This window comes from Laceyella sediminis (genome assembly GCF_003003125.1).
GTDB lineage: Bacteria > Bacillota > Bacilli > Thermoactinomycetales > Thermoactinomycetaceae > Laceyella > Laceyella tengchongensis.
In genome coordinates this window covers 22,801-46,249 of sequence record NZ_PVTZ01000007.1, presented here as the reverse complement: position 1 = coordinate 46,249, position 23,449 = coordinate 22,801, and the positions used below count along the sequence as shown (strand labels likewise).

Genomic DNA, 23,449 nt, shown 5'->3' with positions numbered 1-23,449 from the left:
ATGGGACGGATCACTGCGTTTGCAGTTCGGCCAGCTCTTTTTTTAAGATGGCTGCTTTGATAGCCATGTAGTCTACCTCGTCTGGCAACGCGTCTTTGAGCGGACGGAGTTTGTGTGCACCTAACTCGTCGATTTTGCGCATGATCAGTGCTTCCCAGCGGGCAGGGATGAAGGCGTCCCAATCCAGCGGATGGCCGTCTAGGCCGGCGCGGATGAGATGGTCTTCAATCGTTCCCCGCGTCAATTGCCGCAGTTTGGCGATCTCATCGATCGTTTTCCCTTCTTGGAATAAACGGTAGGTGAGCAGGTGGCTCTGTTCTTTTTCTGACTGTTCGGGAGCAGAAGCTGTTCGTCTGCGCCCATGCTTGTCCACGTATTTTTGAATCAAGGCCAGAAAAGCATGGCCGTGTTTGGCGTATTTCAGCTCGCCCACACCGGGGATGGCTCGCATCTCCTGTTCGGTGATCGGCAAGCGGCGGCACATCTCTTTGAGCGTGCTGTCTTGGAAAATGATGTATGGCGGCAATTGTTCCCGCTCGGAAATCGATTTCCTGAGTGCTTTCAGTTCTTCGAACAGCAGGGAACCTCGGCTGGGCTCAACCGTCGGTGTGCGTGTTTCTTCACGGTGGAGCAATACGCGCCGGGAACCTTTTAAGACGTCGATCGCCAGTGGTGTCAGCTTGGCAACGGGCACGCTGGGATGCGACAGATCCAGGGTGAGGTAATGGTTGCTCACCAGCTGGTGGCAAAGCTGGATGATTTCTTTTTCGGTTTGGTCTTTCATGATGCCGTAGGTGGAGAGGCGATCCAACCCCCAGCTGAGAATGCGCTTGTTTTTGGACCCGCGTAACACCTTGGACACCACGGTGAAGCCGAAGTGTTCATTCATGCGTTTGATGCAGGAGAAGATTTTTTGCGCATCAATGGTGCGGTCTTCCGCTTCGCCCAGCTTTTTGCGGCAATTGCCACAGGTGCCGCAAGTGTAGGGATGATCACTGCCAAAATACCGGATAAATGCTTGCTGGTAACACTCATCGGTAAAGCAATAATCCACCATACACCGTAATTTGCTAAGTTCCAGCGTTTTGCGCTCTGGAGTCATCTCGGAATGGTCGATCAGGTATTTTTGCGTTTGGATGTCCGTCGGCGAGAACAGCAGGATGCACTCGCTCCGGTCGCCATCCCTGCCAGCCCGTCCCGCTTCCTGATAGTAACATTCCAGGTTGCGGGGCAGATTATAATGGATCACGAAGCGGACATTGGATTTGTCGATCCCCATGCCAAACGCGTTGGTAGCGATGATGGTTTGAATCCGGTCATAGGAAAACGCTTCTTGGGCCCGATTGCGCTCCAGATCGCTCATGCCTGCATGATATTTGGCGACAGGAAAGCCTTCCTCTTTCAAATAGCGATGCAACTGATCTACTTCTTTGCGGGTGGAGCAATATAGGATGCCAGTCTGCCCTGGGTGATCGCGTAAATATTGCGTGATGAATTCACGTTTTTGCCCGTCGCGGTGGACATAAAACGAAAGATTGTCCCGTTCCAGCTTAGTCGAGAAAATATGCTTTGGCGAGATTTGCAACAAATTGGCGATATCGTCGCGCACATCTACCGTGGCCGTCGCGGTTAAGGCGGCGATCAACGGCCTGCGCGGCAATGTCAGCAAGCGTTCAGCCATGGAGCGATAGCTAGGGCGAAAGTCATGTCCCCACGTCGAGATACAGTGCGCTTCGTCGATGGTAACCAAATAGATCGGCAATGTCTCGAAAATGGTTTGGAAGCGCTCTGATTCTAAGCGCTCAGGAGCGATGTAGAGCAATTTGACTTCGCCGGATCGGAGCGCTTCAATGCGCTGGTCGATCTCATGGGGTTGTAGCGTGCTGTTGATGTATGTGGCGGAAATGCCTAGTTGCTTTAAGCCGTCCACTTGATCCTTCATCAAGGAAATCAAAGGGGAAATTACGATGGTAATCCCAGGAAACATCAGCGCCGGAATTTGGTAGCAGATGGATTTGCCGCCGCCAGTCGGCATGATGCCCATCGTGTTATGCCCAGCCAAGATGCTCTGGATGATTTTGCGTTGTCCCGGACGGAATGTAGCATAACCATAAAATTTTTGCAGGAGTAGTTCCGCTTGTTCGATTGACACTCGATTCACCCACTTACAAAGCATAGCTCGACATGATATGCAATCATTTTACATGATTTTTCTGGTGTTGGCATGAAGGAATTCCCTAGGAAGCACGCTATCATCCCGGCTCCCTTGTAAGCGGAGGGCGTCCAGGGTTATCCTATACAATGAACGCAACAAGAGTGGAGGAACGAAATATGTTATTCATCGACAATCGGAACATCACCGATCCGCGGATCAACTTGGCGATAGAAGAGTATGCACTCAAGCATTTAGATATTGAGGAGACGTATCTCCTGTTTTATATCAATGAACCTTCCATCATTATCGGCAAACATCAAAACACAGTGGAAGAAATCAATGTCGATTATGTACGGGAGAAAGGCATTCACGTGGTGCGCCGGCTGTCCGGAGGCGGGGCGGTGTACCATGATCTGGGCAATCTCAACTTCAGCTTCATCACCAAAGACGATGGCAAGAGCTTCGCCAATTTCCGCAAGTTTACAGAGCCGGTCATCTCCGCACTGGAGAGTTTGAACATCAAAGCCGAATTGAGCGGGCGGAATGATATTTTGGTCGATGGGAAGAAAGTGTCCGGCAACGCCCAATTTTCAACGAGGGGACGTATGTTCAGCCATGGCACGCTGATGTTTAACGTCAATATCGAAGAAGTGGTTAAAGCACTGCAAGTGAAGAAGGAAAAAATCGAATCCAAAGGGATCAAATCGGTGCGGAGCCGGGTTGCTAATCTGGTGGATTACTTGGCGGAACCGATGTCCATCCAGGACTTTCGGCAGGTGCTATTGACGCACATCTTCGCTGGAAAGCAACCGGTCCCGCAGGTTGAACTAACCGCCGCAGATTGGGCCGAGATTGAAAAAATAGCCGACCAGCGTTACCGGAATTGGGATTGGAATTTCGGCGAGTCGCCAGAATTCAACGTCCAACACAGCAAGCGGTTCCCGATCGGATCGATTGACATCCGCCTCGATGTCGGGGAAAAAGGCGTCATCCGCCAGTGCAAAATCTATGGGGACTTCTTTGGTGTGGGTGATGTGGCCGATATTGAACAGCGCTTGGCAGGGGTTCGGTATGACCGGGATGCCATCGAGAAAGCGTTGGCAGATGTGGATGTGAAGCATTATTTTGGTGACATCACCAAAGAGGAATTCATCGACTTGGTGTATTGATGACCAAACACGCCGTCCTTGGCACCACACCCGGAAAGAAGATAGTTGCTATTGACACTGGAAAAAGCGATGTCGTCAGCGGGACATCGCTTTTATTTATACAATGTGTTTCAATTCCCCTTCTGCTAATCGTTTGTTGAACGCCGTCAAAAATGCTTCCTGCTTATGAAAGAGCACATGTTCTAAAACGAATTCCTGATAGCCTTGTTCAAGGAGGAAATATAATACGCTGCGGAATAGTTTGGGGCCATGGGGGTTGGTGGGGTCGATGAGTTGGAAGCTGGAATTGTAATCTTTGATCGTTTCCAGTAGAAAGAGGGTGCTCAAGCGCCCATTGGGCAAGGTGAACGCATATTCTTCCAGCACATAGCGATTGCGGTTGCCGCTGAATTGTACGCGTTCTTTGGGGATCAATGGCGGATGTTGTTGTTGTAAGACATGGGGCGCGATCGTCAAATCGAGCCGGTCGTGTTGGGTTGAGATGAAGCGGCGAACCGCTTTGTAGTTGTTGAGGGCGGGAACAAGGGAAACGCGGCCGAGGAATGTTTGGATGATCAATTTATGATCGATGATTTTATAACCAAACAAAATGTCTTGGTCGATGAAGCCCCAGCCTTTTGGTGACAAGGTAATGCGGCCCAAATGCAGGAGCTGTTGTAATCTGATTCGCAGCAGGGAGAGACTTGGGCAAGGACTGATCCGCTCTGTCCAACGTTCATACGCGTGGCTGTCCATGTGAACGATCAATTCCATGGATGCGGTGGAAATGCGTGTGCGCGGCGTGTGGCGGCGTTGCTGTTTCACCACGCGCATCAGTTCATGTTTGCTGAGATAATGGTCGTGATGAAGAAAGCATGTCCAATCGGCAAGTTTAATTTTTTTATTAATAAACGTCTTACTATTTAAGACCTGATAACTTAAAGGATTTCGCTTTAACTCATTAAGCCAATTTTTGGAAGGGAGTGGTGTGTCAAATGGCCTGTGGCTATGCATGAAAGCCACTCCTTTCTGTATTTGGTCAAGTTGGAAGCCTGCCAATCTTGTTTGCATCCGTGTCGATAGGTGAAAAACCGATCTTGGGAGGGCGGTGAGCCCAGGTGCAAAGGGGTTACTCGTTGCACCCCACCATCCATATCTCTCCATCCAAAAGATGGGTTAAATCGTTGAAAAAAATGGGGTTGTATATTCATATTACCATAAATAACCCAATTTATGCGAATATTTTTATACATTAATAAGAGTAGTTTTTCACGTCATTCCGTTGTGGGGTGCACCCTTTTTGATTGAAATTCGGCCTAGAGAGTTGGTTAGAATAGATGGGAAAATCATTCATTAAAACGCATGTAAGTCACAACTTGTCTAGGCCGATGGTATCGGTTAAGCCTGCGGTGGATGGAAGGGATCGGCTGGCGTATGTTAATGCTGTAATAGATTAATACCCGTTTTGTAGGGAAGTTATGATCAAATTCTCATAAAACCTTGACAAAACTCTGAATATTCTATTACGATAAAAACAAACAAGCGCTTGTTTTAAAGAAAGGATTTAGCTATGCCAAAAAAAGGGAGAAGAGAAGAAATCCTAGCCATCGCTTGTCGCTTGTTCAGCCAAAAAGGATACCATGGCACCACGATTCGTGATATTTCCGAAGCTTGTGGAATTTTGGCGGGCAGCTTGTATGCTCATATCAATACCAAGGAAGATTTGTTGTTTGAGATCACCAATCGGGGGGCGGATGCTTTCTTGCAATCGTTGGCCCCGATCGTGGAGAGCCGGGTCACGGCCAAGCAGAAGCTGAAGCAAGCCGTTCGCGCGCACATCCAAGTGGTGGAAGCCAATCTTGAAGCGGCCACGGTGTTTTTCCATGAATGGAAGGCATTGACGGGTGAGCGGTTTGAGCAGATTCAGGAAAAGCGGGACCAATATGAAGGCATGTGGTCGGCCATTTTGGCGGAGGGTGTGCAAGAAGGGATCTTCCAATTGCAAGATGAGAAATTCGCCCGTCTGTTGATTTTATCGGTGGGCAACTGGATTTACCAATGGTACCGCCCAGATGGCGGGTTGAGTGCCGAAGAAATCGCAGATCGGTTTGTAGCGTTGATGCTGCACGGATTTGTGAGATAGGGATGGGAGGGAGAGGCTTGCAAGAACAAGATTACTGTTCGTTCATGGAGCGAATCGAACGCGGAGAGAAGATCGAGGCGACTGAATGGATGCCGGATGAATACCGCAAACTTCTAGTCAAATTGATCCACATGCATGCAGTAAGTGAGATCATGGGTGCATATCCGGAGAAAGAGTGGGTTCCCAAGGCTCCCAGCTTGCGGCGCAAACTGGCGATCATGGCCAAGGTGCAAGATGAGATGGGCCATGGGCAGTTGCTGTTGCGCGTCGCCGAGGATTTGTGCGCCCCGTGGGGCAAAACGCGTGAAGAGCTTATTTCCGACATTTACAGGCAACGGGTGAAATTTCACAATGTCTTTCACATGGAAGCTCGTACTTGGGCAGATGCGGGTGTGATCGGTTGGTTGGTCGACGGGGCAGCCATCATTAACCAAGCAGCGCTCCTAGAAACCTCCTACGCTCCTTACGCCCGGGTGTTGAAGCGGATCTGTGCCGAAGAGAGCTTTCACATGCAACATGGAGAGAACATCATTTTGGCGCTGGCCATGGGAACAGAAGCGCAACGGGAGATGTTGCAAGAGGCCGTTAATTACTGGTGGGAATCGTTGCTGTTCTTTTTCGGCCCCAAAGAGGTCACCCCGGCGGCTGAGCGTATGCTTCATTACCGCATACGCATTAAGACGAATGAGGAGTTGCGGCAAAAGTTTTTGGACAAGTATGTCCCGCGCATCTGGTCGCTGGGCTTGACGGTGCCCGATCCGCAGTTGCGTTATGACGAGACAGAGAAGTGCTGGCGCTATTCGGAGCCCGATTGGGAGAAATTTGGCCGGATTGTGCGCGACTGTATGGGTCCCAAATCGCAGGAGCGGATGGCGTTGCGCCGTCGCGCCCACGAAGGTCAACTCTGGGTGCGTGAAGCGATGATTCGCTCCCGGGCTTTGATGCATGCGGTGTGAGGTGGGATCAAATGACTGAAAAAATGGAATATGGCGTCTTCGAGGTATTTGTGCAGCGGACGCATCTAGATCATCATGTCCATGTGGGCAACTTGCTGGCCCCTTCCGCCGATGTGGCAGCGCAGATGGCGCGGGAAAACTTCTTGCGGCGGGAGAAAGTGGTCAGCCTGTGGGTGGTTCCCCGGGACCAGATCACCGCTGTTTCTGAACATGGAGAGTGGTTGGGACGCGAATTGGATCGGAGTTATCGTGAAGTGTCCGGGTACACCGAAAACGGACGGCTGTGGCGCATGTTTAAAGAGAAAGCGCTAACATTGGAGGAAATCGTGGCTTATGTGGAGCGGCGGAGCGAAGGAGGGAGAAGGAATGGACATCAAAGACGCCCATCAGGCTCGTGAGCATCCAACTTATCACCAGGCATTGGTCCGGTGGATCACTCAGTTGGCCGACGATGAATTGACATTGGGCCATCGGGACTCGGAGTGGCTGGGACTGTGCCCTGACATTGAAGGAGATGTCGCATTTAGTTCGATTGCGCAAGATGAAGTGGGACATGCCGCCTTCTACTTTGAGCTCTTGCATGAATTGGGTGAACCTGATCCCGATAGGCTGGCCTTTGCCCGAAAGAGCCACGAACGGCGCAACGCCAAGCTGGTGGAACAGGAAAATGGCGATTGGGCATACTCCATTCTCCGCCACACCCTCTACGACATTTTTGATGGGATCCGACTGGAAGCGATGCGCCAATCCAGTTACCTGCCGCTCAGGCACGGGGTGGCGAAGATCCAGCGGGAAGAGGCGTATCATTTGTTGCATATGAAGACATGGGTGGTCCGCATGGGCAAAGCGGGCGGTGAAGCGAGACAATACCTAGAGGAAGCGGCAGTGCGCCTATGGCCGCAATTGGATGACCTCTTTTCCTTTGGGGATGCGGATGAGGAAACGCTGTTGCGGTTTGGGATCATCGCATTTGGCTCCGCCGAATGCCAGAAGCGCTGGGAAGAACAGGTGAAAGTCGTTTTTGGCCAAGCGGGCCTTCTCTGGCCGGGGGAGATTCCACTTAGCGGGCGCGATGGCCGGCTGGGGCAGCATGACCCCGCATTGGCCCAGTTGCTGAAGACGATGACGGAAGTGTACCGCCTTGACCCTGTAGCGAGGTGGTGAAGGAAATGGTGACGGAAGCGGAATGTTGGAAGCGGTTGCAAGAAGTGAAAGACCCGGAGATTCCCACAGTGAGTGTGGTAGAGATGGGGATGGTCAAGCGGGTGAAGGTGATGCCGGGGCGGGTGCATGTCGAGATGATGCCAACCTTTGTGGGATGCCCAGCGCTGGACTTGATCCGCAAGCAAGTGGTTCGCCAATTGTCTGAGCCGGACGCTTCCGTTGAAGTAGAAGTTGACTTTGTCTTCGACCCCCCATGGACGAGTGAACGCATCACTGCGGAGGGCGCGCGGAAGCTGAAGGAGTTTGGGATCGCACCACCTGGTTCGCAGCTGGATGAGCTGCCATCTTGCCCATATTGTGGGGAGGAAAAGGGGCAGGTGGAGAATTTGTTCGGTCCGACGGCCTGCCGCGCAATCTATTATTGCACGCGTTGTCGGCAACCGTTTGAAGGCATGAAAAAAGTGTGATCAAAGGAGTTGGCGCCATGTACCAACCCGCAGTGGAGGCGATGGAGAGGCGAGAGTTGGCTCAGTTGCAGGAACGGCGCTTGTTGGAAACGGTGCGTCGCGTGTATGCACATGTGCCATTTTATCGGTCGAAGCTGCAACAAGCCGGCATTGACCCCGAGTCATTTCGCGGTTTGGCCGAGCTCACGCGGTTGCCGTTTACCCGCAAATCGGATTTGCGTGACCAATATCCGTTTGGATTGTTCGCCACGCCGCTCGCCGACGTGCGCCGCCTTCACGCTTCATCGGGAACGAAAGGGAAGCCGACGGTAGTCGGTTATACTGAACGCGATTTGCGCTTGTGGAGTGAAGTGTGTGCGCGGGCGCTGGTGACGGCTGGAGGCCAGCCAGGAGATGTATTTCACAATGCTTATGGGTATGGCTTGTTTACGGGAGGATTAGGGATGCATGCCGGCGCCGAACGGTTAGGCATGGTCACGGTGCCGGTTTCTGGCGGCGGGCGCATGCGACAGTGGACGTTGATTGAAGATTTTAGCCCCCGCGTGATCGCGGGAACGCCCTCATTTATTTTGAGCCTGGGCGAAGCGATGATACAAGCGGGCAAACATCCCCGCAACAGCTCAGTCAAAGTGGGGATTTTCGGTGCCGAACCGTGGTCGGAAGAGATGCGGCAGGAATTGGAGGCGTTGTGGGGCATTCATGCGGTGGACATTTATGGCTTGTCAGAAGTGGTCGGACCGGGAGTGGCCATTGAGTGCTGGCAGGCAAAAGAGGGCTTGCACATCGCCGAAGACCATTTCTTGGTGGAAGTGATTGATCCGCACACCGAAGAAGTTCTGCCGGAGGGCGAGGTGGGTGAGCTGGTGTTCACCACATTGACCAAAGAAGCGCTTCCTGTCCTCCGTTACCGGACGGGGGATTTGGCTAGTGTCACGAGCGAACCCTGCCGTTGCGGGCGGACACACCGCCGGATGTCCCGCGTCAAAGGGCGGATCGACGACATGTTGATCATCCGGGGAGTAAATGTGTTTCCGATGGAGATTGAGCCCATCGTGATGGCCCAGCCCGAATTAAGCCCTCATTATCAGCTTGTTGTAGAAAAAGAAGGATCGATGGATCGGTTGACGGTTGAAGTGGAAGTGTTGGAATCTTCTTTTAATCTCGTCGATTTTTCAGCGTTGACCAAACGGTTGGAGGGGGCGCTGAAAGAAAATTTAGGTGTCTCTGTCCGTGTGCGCGTGACGATGCCAGGATCATTGCCACGTAGTGAAGGAAAGGCCGTCCGCATTCTGGATCGGAGGTAAAGGTTCGTACGGCGAGTTTATTAAACTATCCAGTTTGGGAGGATGATCAGCATGGTAAAATTGGTCGCTCTGTACAAACAACCGGAAGACAAGCAGGCGTTTGATAAGCATTATTTTGAGGTTCACCTGCCATTGACCGAAAAAATGCCAGGATTGATCAAAACAAAAGTAACTAAGTTTTCAAGCACCCCGATGGGAACCGAGTCGCCGTTTTATTTGCAGGCCGACATGTACTTTGAGTCGGAGGAGGCTCTCCAGGCGGCAATGAAATCCCCTGAGGGTAAGGCGGCTGCCAAAGATGTGATGTCCTTTGCCGGAAAGCTGATCACCATGATCATCGGGGAAGAGGCGGAAGCTGAGTGAGCGGGTCGTGGCTGACAACGCCAGCAGTGGTTGGCGCCGGTACGATGGGGATGGGGATTGCGGAGGTGCTGGCGACGGCCGGTTATCCGGTGTTGATATGGGACATGTTGCCTGCGGTGATGGATCGTGCCCGCAAACAATTGAAGGAGCGTTTGGCGGCGCGGGTAGCCAAAGGACGCTTGTCCGCCGAAGAAGCGGAGGGAATGCTTGAGCGCATCCAACCGGTGGAGAGCCTTGATGAGCTGGCGAAATGCGAGCTGGTGATTGAAGCGATCGTGGAGCGCTTGGAAGCCAAGCAATCCCTGTTCGCGCAGTTGGATGAGCTTGTGTCCCCCACAGCAGTCCTTGCTTCCAACACCTCTTCGCTGTCGATCACTGCGATCGCTGGCGCCACCAAGCGACCTGATCGGGTGTTGGGCATGCATTTTTTCAATCCAGCGCCTCGCATGCCCTTGGTCGAGGTCGTACATGGTGCGCAGACGGCGCCCCACGTGCTTAAACAAGTCTATGGGTGGTTGTCCGGCCTGGGCAAAGTGCCGGTGCGGGTGGCAGACGCTCCCGGCTTTCTGGTGAACCGGGTAGCCCGTTCGTACCATACCGAGGCGGTCAAGCTGGTTGCCCAGCAGTCAGCTCGCAAAGAGCAGGTGGATCGCATTTTGGAGGGGGCTGGCTTTCCGATGGGGCCCTTTGCCTTGCAAGACCTGATCGGGATTGATGTTAATTTGGCGGCGTCTGTTTCCGTATATGAAGCGACTTTTCATGAAGCGCGGTTCCGTCCGCATTATCACCAACAGCGAATGGTGGAACAAAAGGCGCTAGGACGCAAGACGGGAAAGGGGCATTACGAGTATGGCGGATAAGGTGGTGATTTTGGGGGATGGCCCTTTCCGGGAGCCGCTGGCAACATTTCTCGCGTCACAGCGAGTAGCTTGCATTTCGCCGGAGCAGGCGGACGGCCGTGACGTGTTGGCAGTGATTGATGTGCAAACCGGGTGTGATGGGGGCAAACGCGATTGGCTGGTCTCTGCGGAGCGCGTGGTCTCCGAGCGGACGCCCATTTTCACCTCTGTCTTGCACCGGACGGCGACCGAGATCGCCTCTTGGTTGGCCCATCCCGAGCGCGTGGTGGGGTTTTCACCCGTGCATTTCGCGGACATGCCATTGGTGGAAGTGTGCCGCCCCCTACAAGCGGAAGAGGATGCCAGCTGGACAGAACATTTGCAAGTGCTTGCTGGCTTGGGGAAAGAGGTAGAAGAAGTGGGAGACGAGCCGGGGTTGGTGTTTCCGCGTACCTTGGCGCTATTGGTGAATGAGGCGGCTTTTGCACTGGCGGAAAAAATCGCTGACAAAGAAGACATCGACTTGGCGATGCGTAAAGGAACCAATTGGCCGTACGGTCCGCTGGAATGGGCAGACCGCATCGGCATCGACCAGATTGTCGCCATATTGACCGGATTGGAGAGGGAGCTGGGAGAAGAGCGTTACCGCCCGGCGCCGCTGTTGCGCAAGATGGTTTACGCCGGGTATCTGGGCCGGGCGAGCGGCCGCGGCTTCTACTGTTATGATGAGCAGTCGGTGCGGAAGGGAGCAGAGGGATGAGGCGTCGCGAAGTGGTGATAGTGGATGCCGTGCGCACCCCGATCGGCCGATATCGGGGGGGCTTGAGTCGGGTGCGCCCCGATGATCTGGCGGCTCATGTCATCCGGGCTTTGGTTGAGCGCAATTCGCAACTGGATGAAGTAGAGATCGAAGATGTCGTGTTTGGATGCGCCAACCAAGCGGGGGAAGACAACCGCAATGTGGCTCGGATGGCGCTATTGTTGGCCGGATTGTCAGAAGAAATCGGTGGAGTCACGGTAAACCGCTTGTGCGGTTCGGGATTAGAAGCGATCAATCAAGCTGCGGCGGCAATCCAGATCGGTAGCGGCGATGTGATGATTGCTGGGGGAGTGGAGAGTATGACCAGGGCGCCGCTGGTCATGTTGAAGCCGGAGCAAGGATGGGCCCGTGGTGATCAGGCGTTGGTGGATACCACCTTGGGTTGGCGGTTCATTAATCCCCGGTTGGCTGTGCGCTATGAACCGATCAGCATGGGAGAAACCGCGGAAAATGTGGCTGAAAAATGTGGCATCACCCGCGAGGAGCAAGATGCATTTGCCTATCAAAGCCAACAACGGGCCGAACAAGCTCGCGTGCGAGGCGCGTTTCGGGCAGAGCTGGTGCCTGTGCCGGTGGCTGAGGAAAAGGGGGAAACCGTTTGGGTGTCTGCGGATGAACATCCCCGGCCTCAGACGACTCTTGCCAAGCTGAGCCATCTTCCACCAGTGTTTCGGCCAAACGGCACGGTGACAGCTGGCAATTCGGCGGGTATCAATGACGGAGCGTCGGCACTATTGTTGATGGAACGTGAAACGGCCATTCGCTTAGGTTGCCGTCCGTTGGCCCGCGTGGTGGCATTTGCCGTGGCTGGAACCAACCCGCTGACCATGGGTCTGGGACCGGTGCCCGCCGTGCGCAAAGTGTTAGCGCGGGCGGGGCTTACGGTGGACGATCTGGATTTGATCGAACTGAATGAAGCATTTGCCGCTCAAGCCCTCGCTTGCATGCAAGCATTGGCGTTGGACCCGGACAAAGTGAATGTCAATGGCGGCGCGATTGCGCTCGGACATCCACTTGGGGCCAGCGGAGCACGAATCATGACGACATTGGTGCACGAGTTGGTACGCCGAGAAGGGCGATACGGTTTAGCGACCATGTGTATTGGTGTGGGCCAGGGGATCGCTACGGTGATTGAACGCATTTGAAGCATCTTATCAACCAAAGGAGCGTGTGACATGCATATGGAGAAAGTGGCTTTTTTAAAAGAAAAATACGATTTGCTGATCAATGGGGAAGCTGTGCCAGGTAGCTCCGGAGAGACGTTCACCGTCTACAATCCGGCCACTGGAGAAGCGATTACGGAAGTGGCGAAAGCGACCCGTGCGGATGTGGACCATGCCGTGGAAGCGGCTCGTGCGGCTTTGACGCAAGGGAAATGGGCGCGCTGGCCCGCTTCGCGCAGAGGGCAAATCTTGAACAAGATTGCTTTCATCATGCGGAGCCGTTTTAAAGAGTTGGTGGAGTTAGAAGTGTTGAATACGGGGAAAGCGCTTTCCGCGGCCAAAGGGCAAGTGATGCAGGCGATTGAAGACTTTGAGCTTTACGCGGGGGCAGTCTCCACCATCCAAGGTCACACCAAGCCGGTGCCAAACGGGTTTTTCCATTATTCGGTCAAAGAGCCGGTCGGCGTGTGCGCGCAAATTATCCCTTGGAACTATCCATTGATGATGGCAGCATGGAAAGTGGCTCCCGCTCTGGCCGCAGGATGCACGATCGTCTTAAAGCCGGCGAGTTTGACGCCTTTGACCGCGCTCGCTTTGGCCGACATTTGCCATGAAGCAGGGGTGCCCAATGGGGTGATCAACGTCATCACGGGCAGCGGCTCGGACGTGGGATCGTACCTGGTGGAACATCCTGGGGTGGACAAAGTGGCGTTTACCGGGGAGACGACGACTGGTAAAGACATCATGGCTAAAGCATCCGAAACATTGAAGCGGGTCACGCTGGAGTTGGGAGGAAAATCACCGAACATCATCTTTGCTGACGCTGATTTGGAAGCGGCGGTCAACGGCGCTGTCTTCGGAATCTATTACAACACCGGGCAATCCTGTGAGGCGCGGTCCCGCCTGTTGATCCACGAGGATATTTATGACGCGTTTATCGAACGGTTCATTGAGAAAACAAAACAATTGCGACTAGGTGATCCGTTCAGCGAAGAGACCCATGTGGGAGCGGTGATTTCGCAAGCGCAATGGGATACTATTCATAGCTATGTGCAAGCGGCGGAAGCGGAAGGAGCGCGGGTTCTTTGCGGCGGTAAGCGGCCCGAAGGGAAAGAGTTTGAGCGGGGGCATTGGTATCTGCCTACTTTGATTGGCGATGTGACCAATGACATGCGGGTTGCGCAAGAAGAAATCTTTGGGCCGGTGGTCGTGGCAATCAAATTCAAGGATGAGCAAGAAGCGATTCGTTTGGCCAACGACACCGTGTACGGATTGGCGGCGGCCGTTTGGACGCGCGACCACGCGTTGGCCCACCGGGTGACCGGACAATTGAAGGCGGGTGTCATCATGGTGAACAATCCATTTTCCACTTTCCCAGGCTTGCCGTTTGGCGGTTATAAGCAATCCGGGTTTGGCCGGGAGCTAGCGCTGGAATCGCTGGACTTGTACATGGAAACCAAAAGCGTGCTTTCTTATGTCGGGCCAAAACCGCTCAACCCCTTTGGCCTATAGGAGGAAGAGCATGAAGCAGGGACTGGAACCAGGACATCAAGAAACCATCTCCATTGTCGTAACCGAGGAGATGGCCGCCTCTTTCGCAGGTCAAATGGTGCATCCGGTCTTGTCCACGGTGCATATGGTGTACTACATGGAGTGGGCTGGACGCAAAGTGATTCTGCCGTTTTTGGAAGAAGGAGAGGAAGGGGTCGGGGCTACCATTCACATCCGTCACATCGCCCCCGCCCCCATCGGCAAGCGGGTGGATTTCACCGCGACGGTCATTGAGCGGACCGACAACAAAGTGGTGTGCCAAGTCAAAGCCGAACACGACCGGGCCGTGGTGGGAGAAGGAGAATTTGTGCAGGTCATTCTGCCACTAGCCAAAATCGAGGCCAACATCAATCGGATGAAATAAGAGCTAACCGCCGCATCACGTTGCGGCGGTTGCTGATTTTATGGAAAAAATAATGTGGGCAAAAAAAATTGAAAGTACCTGTTGACATTATCTTAGACACATGATAAATTTATAAATGTCGCTACGACATAATGAAATTTCATAAACGAGCCGAAGTGGCGGAATTGGCAGACGCGCACGACTCAAAATCGTGTTCCCGCAAGGAGTGTGGGTTCGAGTCCCACCTTCGGCACCACATTTTAAACTAGAGAAGATTCTCTGGTTTTTTTACTTTTTGCTAGATTTGCTTGATTGCGCGCCAAGTGAAAGAGCAATGAAAAAAATGCATGTTAGGTTGTTGACTTTATCTATGATGCGTGTTAAATTATATCTTGTCGCTTAAACCATGACTGTGAATAAGTTTGTCGGGATGTGGCTCAGCTTGGTAGAGCACCTGGTTTGGGACCAGGGGGTCGCAGGTTCGAATCCTGTCATCCCGACCATTTTCTCTTTGTTTAACGCCGTAGCGCGATGAAACATATATTTATCGGGATGTGGCTCAGCTTGGTAGAGCACCTGGTTTGGGACCAGGGGGTCGCAGGTTCGAATCCTGTCATCCCGACCACACAAAAAAGGAGGCCATCTAGGGGTCTCCTTTTTATTTTGCCGTTTTTTCAGATGTGGTTGGCAATAAGTGGTGTTCGATGAGATGGGAGACGGCATGTTCATCATGGCGCGCCACGATCACATCTGCCTGCTTTAAGACTTCGGGATGTGCATTGCCGACTGCGGCCCCCAGACCGGCCAACTTCAACATGTCCAAGTCGTTGCAATGGTCGCCGATTGCTGCCAGTTGTTTCGGCTCCATCCCTAGTCGCTTCATAAGCTTAGCGGCGGCCGATCCCTTGGACATGCCGCGCGGCAATATTTCAAAATAATTATCGTAAGACAGAGTGGCGTCGATTGGGAAGGCGGTCAGCGTGTCCGACCATGTGATCACTTGGTGCATTTCCTGCGGATCAGCGATGACCACCAGTTTGAGATACGGGACATCTGGGAGATCATTAAACGAAGGCAGAGATACCACTTTCAGGTCTTCCGTTTTTTCAGCGGCTAAGGCGGCTTCCGTAGAGGGGCGTAGCTGGGTGATGTAGATGGCGTCGATGCCATAGATGATCAAGTCCATCGGACAGGATAAGCGTTCTAAGGCGTTGGCCGCCAACTGCCGGATCATGTCGGCTGGCAATGTGGCCACAGGCGACAAGTGTCCGCTTGCCGGATCAAACAGCAGCGCTCCGTTGCAGAGAATGACCGGAACATCTAGGCTTAATTCGTCAATGAAGCGTTTTGCTTCCATATAGGTGCGACCGGTGGCCAGAGTGAAGATGCCTCCGTGCTCCTGAAACCGTGCGATGCTGCGTTTGTTTTCCGATGAAATCCGGTTGCCGGCGCCGAGCAAAGTGCCGTCGACATCAGATACCAACAAGGGGTAAGGCAACATGCTCATCACAATCCACTCCTTTATCTCTTTCAGTGTACGGGTGCAAGGTCAAGCGGAGATTGAGAAATGATTCATTTTTGATGAAGCTCGCCAACCAAGTATACCATGCCGAACGCTCTCATCGCCTCCCTTTCCATCGGCGGCCGCACATCGTACAATGAAAAGGTCTTGACATCACCTTCCGCCGCCAGTGAATAAACATGGGACAAATAGAGAGGAGATAGAGAGGATGCAGATGGGATTGGATGAATTATTTCATCGGGTGCAGCATTGCACGATGTGCAGATTGCATGAGCGGCGCACACAAGTGGTTCTAGGAGAAGGCAATCCCCATTCCCCGTTGATGTTTGTGGGCGAAGGGCCGGGAGCGGACGAGGATATCCAAGGGCGCCCCTTCGTAGGGAAAGCCGGGCAGTTGTTGAACAAAATGTTAGCGGCGGCGGAAATACCGCGGGAACAGATTTACATAACCAATATTGTGAAATGCCGTCCGCCAGGCAACCGGACTCCGACCGATGATGAAATGAACACATGCATCGCCATTTTGCGGCGGCAGTTTCTCGTGATCCGTCCCAAAATCATTGTGACATTGGGCTCGGCTCCCACCCGGGCATTGATCGATCCGCAGGCGAGAATCACCCGTGTCCGCGGTCAATGGGTGGAGAAGAAAGGTGTGCGGTTTATGCCGACGTTTCATCCGGCCTACCTGTTGCGTAATCCGGAAGCCAAACGGGAGGCCTGGGCGGATTTTCAGCAGATTCGTGACGCATACAAAGAAGTGTTGGCCGGTATGAACAGTTGATTAAGACGTGTCTGGTGCATAGGTGATCAGGATCACACGTGACGGAGGCGCTCAATGAGAAAAGGTTATTCCACTGCACCACTTGGACTTGGTTTGCCAGACATGCCCTAGACGCAGAATAAAGGAAGCAGGTGATCAGACGATGGAACGATTGCGGAGCATCCTGACCCGCATCGATGGGAAAGGATACAAAGCGTATAAAGATTTGACAGGAGAATATCGGTTTCCCCACTTCCAATTGTTTGTTGACTATGTGCAAGGTGATCCTTTTGCCTCGCCGTCCCGCATACGCGTACGCATTCCCAGTGCGCGCATCTCTTGGAAGCCGGAATGGATGGCTAGCACTTTCCGCAGGACGGCCCTAGAAGACTGGTTTGTCCGCAAATGGGTGCGACAGCTTGACCGATCGGCACCCCGTGTCTCAGGCACAGGCAAAAGCGGCCTGATCGCTATCGATCGTCCTGGGCAAGCGATTTTACAGCGTACGGCAGTCGTCGTTACACCGGAGTGGTTGGAAGCGCGCCTCCACATCGGGTTGCCGGCGCGGGGGCGGACGGTGATGGGCAAAGCCGCTGCTGAGATGTTGTGCACCGTGTTGCCTCAGTGTGTCCAGCAAGTGGCGACCCTGAGTGAAGCGGATCTGCGGGCCATCGAGCAGCGGATGTGCTTGGTGGACAATCAGCAAGCGATTCGCCAAGCGATGCGCGAGCGGGGATGGGTGGCGTTTGTGGCAGATGGGGCAATCTTGCCACGCGAAAGCGGCATCAGTGACCGGCCCTTGCGTGGTGAGCAGGTCATTCCGTTTGCCGCTCCCCCGTCCCTGCGACAAACGGTGCCGGTTCCACATGGGGAATCCATCAGCGGGATGGCGATTCCCCGCGGAATCACATTGATCGTCGGCGGGGGGTATCACGGCAAAAGCACCTTGTTGCAAGCGATGGAACGGGGTGTTTACAACCATATTGAAGGAGATGGGCGGGAATATGTGCTGACTGATCCCGACACGGTCAAAGTGCGGGCAGAGGACGGGCGCCGAGTAGAGCGGGTAAATATCTCTCCTTTCATCAATCAATTGCCTTTGATGCGAGATACTGCACGTTTTTCAACAGAGGATGCGAGTGGAAGCACCTCGCAGGCTGCCAACATCATGGAGAGTTTGGAAATGGGTTGTCGTTGCCTGCTGATAGACGAGGACACCAGCGCCACCAACTTTATGATCCGCGACGCCCGAATGCAGGCCTTGGTAGCTAAAGGCAAGGAACCAATCACTCCATTCATCGACAAAGTGCGTCAGCTGTATGAAGAAAAAGGTGTGTCCAGCGTGCTAGTCATTGGTGGATCAGGAGATTATTTTGATGTGGCTGATCTTGTTATCATGATGGATCAATACCTACCTCATGATGTGACTGCTAAGGCGAAAGAGATCGCCGGCAACCAGCAGAGCGGACGTGTGCGGGAAGGCGGTGCGACTTTCGGGGAGATTACCGCCCGTTCGCCGCTGGCCAAAGGGCTGGAAGCGGACCGCAAAGGGCGGGAAAAAGCGGAAGCGAAAGGCCGACATGCCATTCTTTACGGTACGCAAGCGATTGACTTGTCTGCTAGTGAGCAATTGGTTGACACCAGCCAGACCAGAGCGATTGCGCTGATGATGCGTTGGATCGGCGAACGTGCAGATGGACGAGCTAGTTTGCGGCAACTGATTGAAGCTGGCTTGAAGGAGGTGGAAGCACACGGATTGGATGTGCTTTCGCCATTCCGAGGGAAGCATCCGGGTGATCTGGCCCTGCCGCGTAAGTATGAGATCGCCCAGGCAATCAATCGCTTGCGCTCTCTGCACGTGAAAGGAGGGGACAAAGGATGAAGGAAGTGATCATCTATACCGACGGCGCCTGCTCACACAATCCGGGGCCGGGCGGATGGGCGGCGGTGCTCTTGTATGGGCAGCACCGCCGGGAGATTTCCGGAGGGGAACGGGAGACGACGAACAACCGGATGGAGTTGATGGCCGTCATTGAATCCCTCAAGCTGCTGAAGGAACCATGCCGGGTCAAATTGCATTCAGACAGTGCTTATATCGTGAATTGTTTTCAGCAAAAATGGTATGTCAAATGGATCAAGAACGGTTGGATGACCGCAGGCAAAAAGCCAGTTGAAAACAAGGATCTGTGGCAGGAGTTGTTGGCCTTGTGCGAGGAGCATGAAGTGGAGTTTATCAAAGTGAAAGGCCATAGCGATGTCGAATTGAACAACCGCTGTGATGAATTGGCCCGCGCGGCCGTGCCAAGATAGGGGAGAAACTGGTAGGAGCCTAGGGAGATCGCCGTGGTATAATAACATCTCTATTTGTCGACGGAAGGGACAGGTGCCGCCAAGCGGAACAACATTTAAGAAAAAGGAGGGGAACCGGGTGAACAGTGCAGAATTGAAACAGAAGCTTATCACCAAAGCAAAAGAAATCGGCATCGACAAAATCGGATTCACCACCGCCGACCCATTTATCGCGTTGCGGGAGCGGCTGAAAGAGAGTCAGGAGAAGGGATACGCATCGGGATTTGAAGAGCCGGACATCGAGAAACGGGTTAGACCTGAGCTGTCGTTGCCCGAGGCTAAATCGATCATCGCCATCGCACTGGCCTACCCCTCCAAGCTGAAGAATCCACCCCGCTCGGAGGCGGGTGCGTATCGAGGCATCTTTTGCCGCGCCTCGTGGGGGGAGGATTACCATCATGTTCTGCGGGAGAAGCTGACCTTGCTGTCCGCTTATCTCCAAGAGTTGGTGCCTGATGCGCGAACCCAAGTGATGGTGGATACGGGAGCCTTGTCAGATCGCGCGGTCGCTGAGCGGGCTGGCATTGGATGGAGCGGAAAGAATACATCCATCATCACGAAGGAGTTCGGTTCATGGGTGTATCTGGGGGAAATGATTACGGATGTGTACTTTCCACCTGACACACCGGCCACGGATGAATGTGGGGATTGCACAATCTGCATCGATGCCTGTCCCACTGGGGCAATTGTGCAGGCGGGGCAGTTGAACGCGCAAGCCTGCATCGCCTATTTGACCCAAACCAAGGGTTTTCTGGCGGAGGAATATCGGAGTAAGCTAGGCAATCGTTTGTACGGGTGTGACACCTGCCAAACGGTATGCCCGAAGAATCGTAAGCGCTACTTTGACCATCACACTGCGTTTCAGCCGGACCCCGAAAAGGTGAAGCCGCTGTTAAAGCCGTTGCTCCAGATGAGCAATCGGGAGTTTAAAGAGAGATTTGGACGGATGTCAGGGGCATGGCGTGGCAAAAAACCGATTCAACGCAATGCTATCATCGCGTTGGCCCATTTCAAGGATCAAACGGCGATACCCGATCTGGTGCGGCTATTGGCAGAAGACCCTCGCCCAGTGATTCGGGGTACTGCCGCATGGGCTTTGGGGAAAATCGGGGGAAAAGAAGTGCTGGAAGCATTGCAAAAAGCCCAGGAAAAAGAAGGGGACCAGGAGGTCCTGCATGAGATCGGCAAGGCATTGGACATGGCGCAAAACGCATAAAGGAACTCAACCCCCCGCGGGACGTCAATGTGACCGCGGGGGGTTGTTGTGTAGATAGCATTTGTCGCCGGTTCATCTGGCAGACGGATGCTTCTTCACCACGTCCGCCAATAGATTTTTTCCACTTGATGGTTGGCACCTTTTTTTATGATGAGTTTGGCCCGATGACGCTGGGGATAGATGTAGGTTTGCAAGTTGGGCAGATTAATCTCCTGCCAAGCTTGCTCGGCAATAGACAGGGCTTCTTCATCAGGCAACTGGGCCAAATCGTAATAATATGATTGCGGCGCATTGCGCGCCAGATTCCGAAACTCTTGAAATCGTTTCATAAACCAGTGAAACAAGTGCTCCGGCTCAGCGTCGAGATAGATGAGCAAATCAAACAAACTTTGGATCGGCGTAGCGGACAAGGTTGTTTGTGGATGAAGCAAGTTGACGCCTTCAATCAGCAAAATGTCTGGTGCAGCAATGGACTGCGCCTGATCGGGAACAAGATCATACAAAAGGTGCGAATAGACGGGAATTTCCACTTCATCTGCGCCGGTCTTCATATCTAACATGAATTGGAGGAACCGCTTCCAGTCGTAACTTTCAGGAAATCCTTTCTTCTCCAAGATGCCCCGCTCATGCAATATGCGGTTGGGCAATAAAAAGCTGTCCGTCGAAACAATCTCCACACGGGGTTGTTCAGGAAAACGGTGGAACAACTCTTTCAACACTTGGGCGAAGGAGCTTTTGCCCGAAGCACTGCTGCCCGTGATGCCGATCAGATAAGGAATGTTGGGCCAAGGGTGCTGGAAGAAGTTCTCCCACATATGTTGCGATGATCTCGTTTGAGAGAGTTGTAGATACAACAATTGGGAGAGAGGAAGATACACCTCGGCCATTTCTTCATCAGAAACCAGCAACGAGAGCGGAGCGGATGGCAAATGGGAGGATGCCGTATATACGGGCAACCACTGTTGAAAGCTTTGCCGGTCAAATGTGAAAAAGGCCTTATTTGACATGCGATCACCTTTTTTCCAGTAATGGTCTCATCATCCGTGTGAGAGAAGGTTTCCTGTGTGGCGGGATGCGGTTCTCTTGATGTAAGGGAAACATTTTCTTTCATTATAGTGGATTTGTGGGTGAACACGCACAGCACAACAAGGCTGATTGAAAGAGCAAGGAGTTGATAAACGGCAAAAAATTCAGATAACCATAGAAAATGGGCTCCTTGCGACGGAGTGAACATTTGATGCGTCAGCATCTGAAATGACAAGTTGCCTCATTAGTGCTTACGTACCCGCAGTATGGATGAGAATTTCTTCCGTTAAGGAATTCATGTGCCAATCCGGGGTGAAAAGAGGTAAGATAGATGGGAGGAGAGAGAAGGAGCTTGACTGTTCATGTTTTGAAAAAAATGAAACTTCCTATGCATTGGTAACGTCTAATTTAATTGGAATCAGTAGATTGCGGTGGGATTTTGTCTCGCTAAAGCCATAATTTCATTGTAAAATAACAAAGACTTGCAAATAGGGAGGGTTCCTTTGATGACCCCTGGGTCACAGAGCATAGTCTGGAGTCAAATTGACAGTCCGATCGGGCCGCTAACCTTGGTAGCCAGTCACCACGGTTTGTGTCATATCATGTTCAGCCGCAAAAACTCGCCAACAAGAGGCTTGCAGATGTGGTTGAACAATTGGTTTCCTAATCCGAGATTGGAACGGAACGATCACGAGTTGCAACCTTACATCATCCAGTTGGAGGAATATTTCAGACGGGAACGGCGCGAGTTCGACCTGCCGATTGATTTATATGGAACGCCATTTCAAAAGTTGGTCTGGCGTTATTTGCGCACCATTCCTTACGGGGAAGTTCGCAGTTATAAAGAGGTGGCCCAGGGCATTGGCGCTCCCAAGGCGGTGCGCGCGGTGGGTGGGGCTAACAATAAAAATCCCGTTTCCATCGTGATACCTTGCCATCGGGTGATCGGTTCTAATGGGTCACTGGTAGGGTATGGTGGTGGACTCCATATCAAGGAATATTTGCTTACTTTAGAAGGCTGGCTTAAGCCGAACGAAAGGGACTGAAGTGGAGCAGCGTAGGCTGCTTTTTCTTTTTGTAATAGATGTGCACTCCTTCTCATAAGGGTTTAGTAAAGATGGGAGGAGTGGGAACATGGCTTATGATCGGGCACGCGCGGTGAAGTATGCAGAAACGTTTTGGAGTCGGCCCAACCCTTACTACAGGGCGTTTGCGGACGATTGCACCAATTTCGTGTCTCAATGCCTGCGAGCTGGAGGGTTACCCATGGCCCGCGGTTGGTGGTATCGGCGGGGGCGGAACGGACAGGCGAGTTGGAGTCACTCGTGGGCGGTGGCCCATTCGTTGTGCCTCTTCTTGAAACGTGGCGGACCGACCGGAATGACGCGGGAGGTAGGGGATGTCGGCCAGTTGCAATTGGGGGACGTGATCTGTTACGACTGGGAAGGAGATGGCCGGTGGAATCACAACACCATCATCACCGCGTTTGCCGAAGACGGTAGTCCGTTGGTTAATGCCCGCACCATTAGCAGGCAACATTTCCCATGGGATTATAAGGCGTCTCATGCGTGGACTCCGAAGACGCGCTACGCTTTTTTACATATTGAATAGGTTGCGGTAAAATAAGAACGTGATCGAGTCATAGATAGATGGAAGGGATGTCGCTGTGCCGTTTCATATTGTGCTGGTAGAACCGGAAATTCCACAAAACACAGGAAATATCGCCCGGACCTGTTCCGTGACGGGGGTGCAACTGCATTTGGTGCACCCATTGGGATTTAAGATTGATGATGCCAAACTGAAGCGGGCCGGGTTGGATTATTGGCATGACTTAAATATTCAACATCATGATTCATTTGCCCAACTGAAAGAAAAATACCCGGACGGGCGTTTTTTTTGCGCAACGACCAAGGCGAAAAAAACGTATACCGAACATCAGTACCAACCAGGGGACTTCTTTGTGTTTGGCAAAGAGACGAAAGGATTGGCCCCGGACATCTTGTCTGCCCATGCGGAGACGTTGATTCGGATTCCGATGAAGCCGCAGACCCGTTCACTGAACTTGTCGAACTCCGCCGCCATTGTCGTGTATGAAGCAATGCGCCAAATCGGCTTCCCGGGTCTTGAATAAGAGCGTCGCCGCCCCTTCTGGGGAGGGGT

The 23,449-nt window shown here is 52.9% G+C and carries 24 protein-coding genes and 3 tRNA genes; 23 read left to right on the top strand and 4 right to left on the bottom strand.

What is annotated here, in order from left to right; genetic code table 11:
- Positions 1-10: 10 nt before the first annotated feature.
- A complete protein-coding gene (gene recQ, locus CLV36_RS09655; RefSeq protein ID WP_245888337.1) occupies positions 11-2,152 on the bottom strand; it encodes a DNA helicase RecQ in 2,142 nt (713 codons plus the stop codon).
- Between the two features lie 179 nt (positions 2,153-2,331).
- On the opposite strand from recQ, the gene lplA reads away from it, so the two are divergent.
- Complete coding sequence (gene lplA, locus CLV36_RS09650; RefSeq protein ID WP_106342542.1) at positions 2,332-3,324, top strand: lipoate--protein ligase; 993 nt, start codon at positions 2,332-2,334, stop codon at positions 3,322-3,324.
- Positions 3,325-3,420: 96 nt separating this feature from the next.
- Here lplA and CLV36_RS09645 read toward each other — a convergent pair whose 3' ends face one another.
- Positions 3,421-4,317: a hypothetical protein gene (locus tag CLV36_RS09645; protein WP_106342541.1), complete on the bottom strand. Its 897-nt coding sequence runs from the start codon at positions 4,315-4,317 to the stop codon at positions 3,421-3,423.
- 556 nt (positions 4,318-4,873) lie between these two features.
- On the opposite strand from CLV36_RS09645, the gene CLV36_RS09640 reads away from it, so the two are divergent.
- The 15 genes from CLV36_RS09640 (at position 4,874) to CLV36_RS09570 (ending at position 15,041) form a co-directional block, all read left to right on the top strand.
- Positions 4,874-5,446 (top strand): TetR/AcrR family transcriptional regulator, encoded by a 573-nt coding sequence (locus CLV36_RS09640; protein WP_102991625.1) that lies wholly within the window; start codon positions 4,874-4,876, stop codon positions 5,444-5,446.
- A gap of 2 nt (positions 5,447-5,448) precedes the next feature.
- Entirely contained in the window at positions 5,449-6,402 is a 954-nt protein-coding gene (gene paaA, locus CLV36_RS09635) for a 1,2-phenylacetyl-CoA epoxidase subunit PaaA (RefSeq protein ID WP_106342540.1), read from the top strand.
- Positions 6,403-6,413: 11 nt separating this feature from the next.
- Positions 6,414-6,800, top strand: a complete 387-nt coding sequence (locus CLV36_RS09630) for a phenylacetic acid degradation protein (protein WP_022737868.1) — start codon at positions 6,414-6,416, stop codon at positions 6,798-6,800.
- On the top strand, positions 6,769-7,566 hold the full coding sequence (gene paaC, locus CLV36_RS09625) for a 1,2-phenylacetyl-CoA epoxidase subunit PaaC (protein ID WP_106342539.1): 798 nt from the start codon (positions 6,769-6,771) through the stop codon (positions 7,564-7,566). Before CLV36_RS09630 ends, paaC begins: the two co-directional genes overlap by 32 nt.
- A gap of 5 nt (positions 7,567-7,571) precedes the next feature.
- Complete coding sequence (gene paaD / locus CLV36_RS09620; RefSeq protein ID WP_106342538.1) at positions 7,572-8,033, top strand: 1,2-phenylacetyl-CoA epoxidase subunit PaaD; 462 nt, start codon at positions 7,572-7,574, stop codon at positions 8,031-8,033.
- A 17-nt stretch (positions 8,034-8,050) separates the two neighbouring features.
- Entirely contained in the window at positions 8,051-9,337 is a 1,287-nt protein-coding gene (locus CLV36_RS09615) for a phenylacetate--CoA ligase family protein (RefSeq protein ID WP_102991629.1), read from the top strand.
- A gap of 51 nt (positions 9,338-9,388) precedes the next feature.
- On the top strand, positions 9,389-9,700 hold the full coding sequence (locus CLV36_RS09610) for an EthD family reductase (RefSeq protein WP_022737872.1): 312 nt from the start codon (positions 9,389-9,391) through the stop codon (positions 9,698-9,700).
- Complete coding sequence (locus CLV36_RS09605) at positions 9,697-10,560, top strand: 3-hydroxyacyl-CoA dehydrogenase family protein (protein ID WP_245888336.1); 864 nt, start codon at positions 9,697-9,699, stop codon at positions 10,558-10,560. Before CLV36_RS09610 ends, CLV36_RS09605 begins: the two co-directional genes overlap by 4 nt.
- Positions 10,550-11,299 (top strand): 3-hydroxyacyl-CoA dehydrogenase family protein, encoded by a 750-nt coding sequence (locus CLV36_RS09600; RefSeq protein WP_106342537.1) that lies wholly within the window; start codon positions 10,550-10,552, stop codon positions 11,297-11,299. The genes CLV36_RS09605 and CLV36_RS09600 overlap by 11 nt, the downstream gene beginning before the upstream one ends.
- Positions 11,296-12,504 carry a thiolase family protein gene (locus tag CLV36_RS09595; RefSeq protein ID WP_106342536.1) on the top strand — a complete coding sequence of 403 codons (1,209 nt, stop codon included), beginning with the start codon at positions 11,296-11,298 and terminating at the stop codon, positions 12,502-12,504. The genes CLV36_RS09600 and CLV36_RS09595 overlap by 4 nt, the downstream gene beginning before the upstream one ends.
- A 36-nt stretch (positions 12,505-12,540) precedes the next feature.
- Positions 12,541-14,034, top strand: coding sequence for an aldehyde dehydrogenase family protein (locus tag CLV36_RS09590; RefSeq protein ID WP_425436577.1), 1,494 nt, complete (start codon positions 12,541-12,543; stop codon positions 14,032-14,034).
- 10 nt (positions 14,035-14,044) lie between these two features.
- Positions 14,045-14,437: a thioesterase family protein gene (locus CLV36_RS09585; protein WP_106342534.1), complete on the top strand. Its 393-nt coding sequence runs from the start codon at positions 14,045-14,047 to the stop codon at positions 14,435-14,437.
- 149 nt (positions 14,438-14,586) lie between these two features.
- Positions 14,587-14,672 (top strand) — tRNA-Leu (locus CLV36_RS09580).
- A 170-nt stretch (positions 14,673-14,842) separates the two neighbouring features.
- Positions 14,843-14,919 (top strand) — tRNA-Pro (locus CLV36_RS09575).
- Positions 14,920-14,964: 45 nt separating this feature from the next.
- A tRNA-Pro gene (locus CLV36_RS09570) sits at positions 14,965-15,041 on the top strand.
- Positions 15,042-15,074: 33 nt separating this feature from the next.
- Here CLV36_RS09570 and CLV36_RS09565 read toward each other — a convergent pair.
- Positions 15,075-15,923, bottom strand: a complete 849-nt coding sequence (locus CLV36_RS09565; protein WP_106342533.1) for an HAD family hydrolase — start codon at positions 15,921-15,923, stop codon at positions 15,075-15,077.
- A gap of 223 nt (positions 15,924-16,146) precedes the next feature.
- On the opposite strand from CLV36_RS09565, the gene CLV36_RS09560 reads away from it, so the two are divergent.
- From CLV36_RS09560 to queG, 4 genes are all read left to right on the top strand, one after another.
- Entirely contained in the window at positions 16,147-16,719 is a 573-nt protein-coding gene (locus CLV36_RS09560) for a uracil-DNA glycosylase (RefSeq protein ID WP_106342532.1), read from the top strand.
- Positions 16,720-16,861: 142 nt separating this feature from the next.
- Positions 16,862-18,580, top strand: coding sequence for an ABC-ATPase domain-containing protein (locus tag CLV36_RS09555; protein WP_106342531.1), 1,719 nt, complete (start codon positions 16,862-16,864; stop codon positions 18,578-18,580).
- The gene (gene rnhA, locus CLV36_RS09550) at positions 18,577-19,008 is read left to right on the top strand and encodes a ribonuclease HI (RefSeq protein ID WP_022737879.1); all 432 of its coding nucleotides are present in this window, start codon (positions 18,577-18,579) and stop codon (positions 19,006-19,008) included. The genes CLV36_RS09555 and rnhA overlap by 4 nt, the downstream gene beginning before the upstream one ends.
- A gap of 118 nt (positions 19,009-19,126) precedes the next feature.
- On the top strand, positions 19,127-20,263 hold the full coding sequence (gene queG, locus CLV36_RS09545; protein ID WP_106342530.1) for a tRNA epoxyqueuosine(34) reductase QueG: 1,137 nt from the start codon (positions 19,127-19,129) through the stop codon (positions 20,261-20,263).
- Between the two features lie 95 nt (positions 20,264-20,358).
- Here the strand turns inward: queG and coaA are convergent, their stop codons facing one another.
- Positions 20,359-21,270, bottom strand: a complete 912-nt coding sequence (gene coaA, locus CLV36_RS09540) for a type I pantothenate kinase (protein ID WP_106342529.1) — start codon at positions 21,268-21,270, stop codon at positions 20,359-20,361.
- Between the two features lie 525 nt (positions 21,271-21,795).
- Here coaA and CLV36_RS09535 point away from each other — a divergent pair.
- From CLV36_RS09535 to CLV36_RS09525, 3 genes are all read left to right on the top strand, one after another.
- Positions 21,796-22,335 carry a methylated-DNA--[protein]-cysteine S-methyltransferase gene (locus CLV36_RS09535; RefSeq protein WP_102991639.1) on the top strand — a complete coding sequence of 180 codons (540 nt, stop codon included), beginning with the start codon at positions 21,796-21,798 and terminating at the stop codon, positions 22,333-22,335.
- 88 nt (positions 22,336-22,423) lie between these two features.
- A complete protein-coding gene (locus tag CLV36_RS09530; RefSeq protein ID WP_106342528.1) occupies positions 22,424-22,900 on the top strand; it encodes an amidase domain-containing protein in 477 nt (158 codons plus the stop codon).
- Between the two features lie 55 nt (positions 22,901-22,955).
- A complete protein-coding gene (locus tag CLV36_RS09525) occupies positions 22,956-23,420 on the top strand; it encodes a tRNA (cytidine(34)-2'-O)-methyltransferase (RefSeq protein WP_022737884.1) in 465 nt (154 codons plus the stop codon).
- Positions 23,421-23,449 lie beyond the last annotated feature (29 nt).

Bases quoted from the DNA above. Each gene is read 5' to 3' on its own strand.
- CLV36_RS09565 (WP_106342533.1), bottom strand. From the start codon at position 15,923: ATGAGCATGTTGCCTTACCCCTTGTTGGTATCTGATGTCGACGGCACT.
- CLV36_RS09600 (WP_106342537.1), top strand. From the start codon at position 10,550: ATGGCGGATAAGGTGGTGATTTTGGGGGATGGCCCTTTCCGGGAGCCG.
- CLV36_RS09585 (WP_106342534.1), top strand. From the start codon at position 14,045: ATGAAGCAGGGACTGGAACCAGGACATCAAGAAACCATCTCCATTGTC.
- paaD (WP_106342538.1), top strand. From the start codon at position 7,572: ATGGTGACGGAAGCGGAATGTTGGAAGCGGTTGCAAGAAGTGAAAGAC.
- CLV36_RS09555 (WP_106342531.1), top strand. From the start codon at position 16,862: ATGGAACGATTGCGGAGCATCCTGACCCGCATCGATGGGAAAGGATAC.
- CLV36_RS09535 (WP_102991639.1), top strand. From the start codon at position 21,796: ATGACCCCTGGGTCACAGAGCATAGTCTGGAGTCAAATTGACAGTCCG.
- CLV36_RS09595 (WP_106342536.1), top strand. From the start codon at position 11,296: ATGAGGCGTCGCGAAGTGGTGATAGTGGATGCCGTGCGCACCCCGATC.
- coaA (WP_106342529.1), bottom strand. From the start codon at position 21,270: ATGTCAAATAAGGCCTTTTTCACATTTGACCGGCAAAGCTTTCAACAG.
- CLV36_RS09560 (WP_106342532.1), top strand. From the start codon at position 16,147: ATGCAGATGGGATTGGATGAATTATTTCATCGGGTGCAGCATTGCACG.
- CLV36_RS09615 (WP_102991629.1), top strand. From the start codon at position 8,051: ATGTACCAACCCGCAGTGGAGGCGATGGAGAGGCGAGAGTTGGCTCAG.
- rnhA (WP_022737879.1), top strand. From the start codon at position 18,577: ATGAAGGAAGTGATCATCTATACCGACGGCGCCTGCTCACACAATCCG.
- CLV36_RS09590 (WP_425436577.1), top strand. From the start codon at position 12,541: ATGGAGAAAGTGGCTTTTTTAAAAGAAAAATACGATTTGCTGATCAAT.
- CLV36_RS09630 (WP_022737868.1), top strand. From the start codon at position 6,414: ATGACTGAAAAAATGGAATATGGCGTCTTCGAGGTATTTGTGCAGCGG.
- paaC (WP_106342539.1), top strand. From the start codon at position 6,769: ATGGACATCAAAGACGCCCATCAGGCTCGTGAGCATCCAACTTATCAC.
- CLV36_RS09530 (WP_106342528.1), top strand. From the start codon at position 22,424: ATGGCTTATGATCGGGCACGCGCGGTGAAGTATGCAGAAACGTTTTGG.
- CLV36_RS09640 (WP_102991625.1), top strand. From the start codon at position 4,874: ATGCCAAAAAAAGGGAGAAGAGAAGAAATCCTAGCCATCGCTTGTCGC.
- lplA (WP_106342542.1), top strand. From the start codon at position 2,332: ATGTTATTCATCGACAATCGGAACATCACCGATCCGCGGATCAACTTG.
- paaA (WP_106342540.1), top strand. From the start codon at position 5,449: ATGGGAGGGAGAGGCTTGCAAGAACAAGATTACTGTTCGTTCATGGAG.
- CLV36_RS09645 (WP_106342541.1), bottom strand. From the start codon at position 4,317: ATGCATAGCCACAGGCCATTTGACACACCACTCCCTTCCAAAAATTGG.
- CLV36_RS09610 (WP_022737872.1), top strand. From the start codon at position 9,389: ATGGTAAAATTGGTCGCTCTGTACAAACAACCGGAAGACAAGCAGGCG.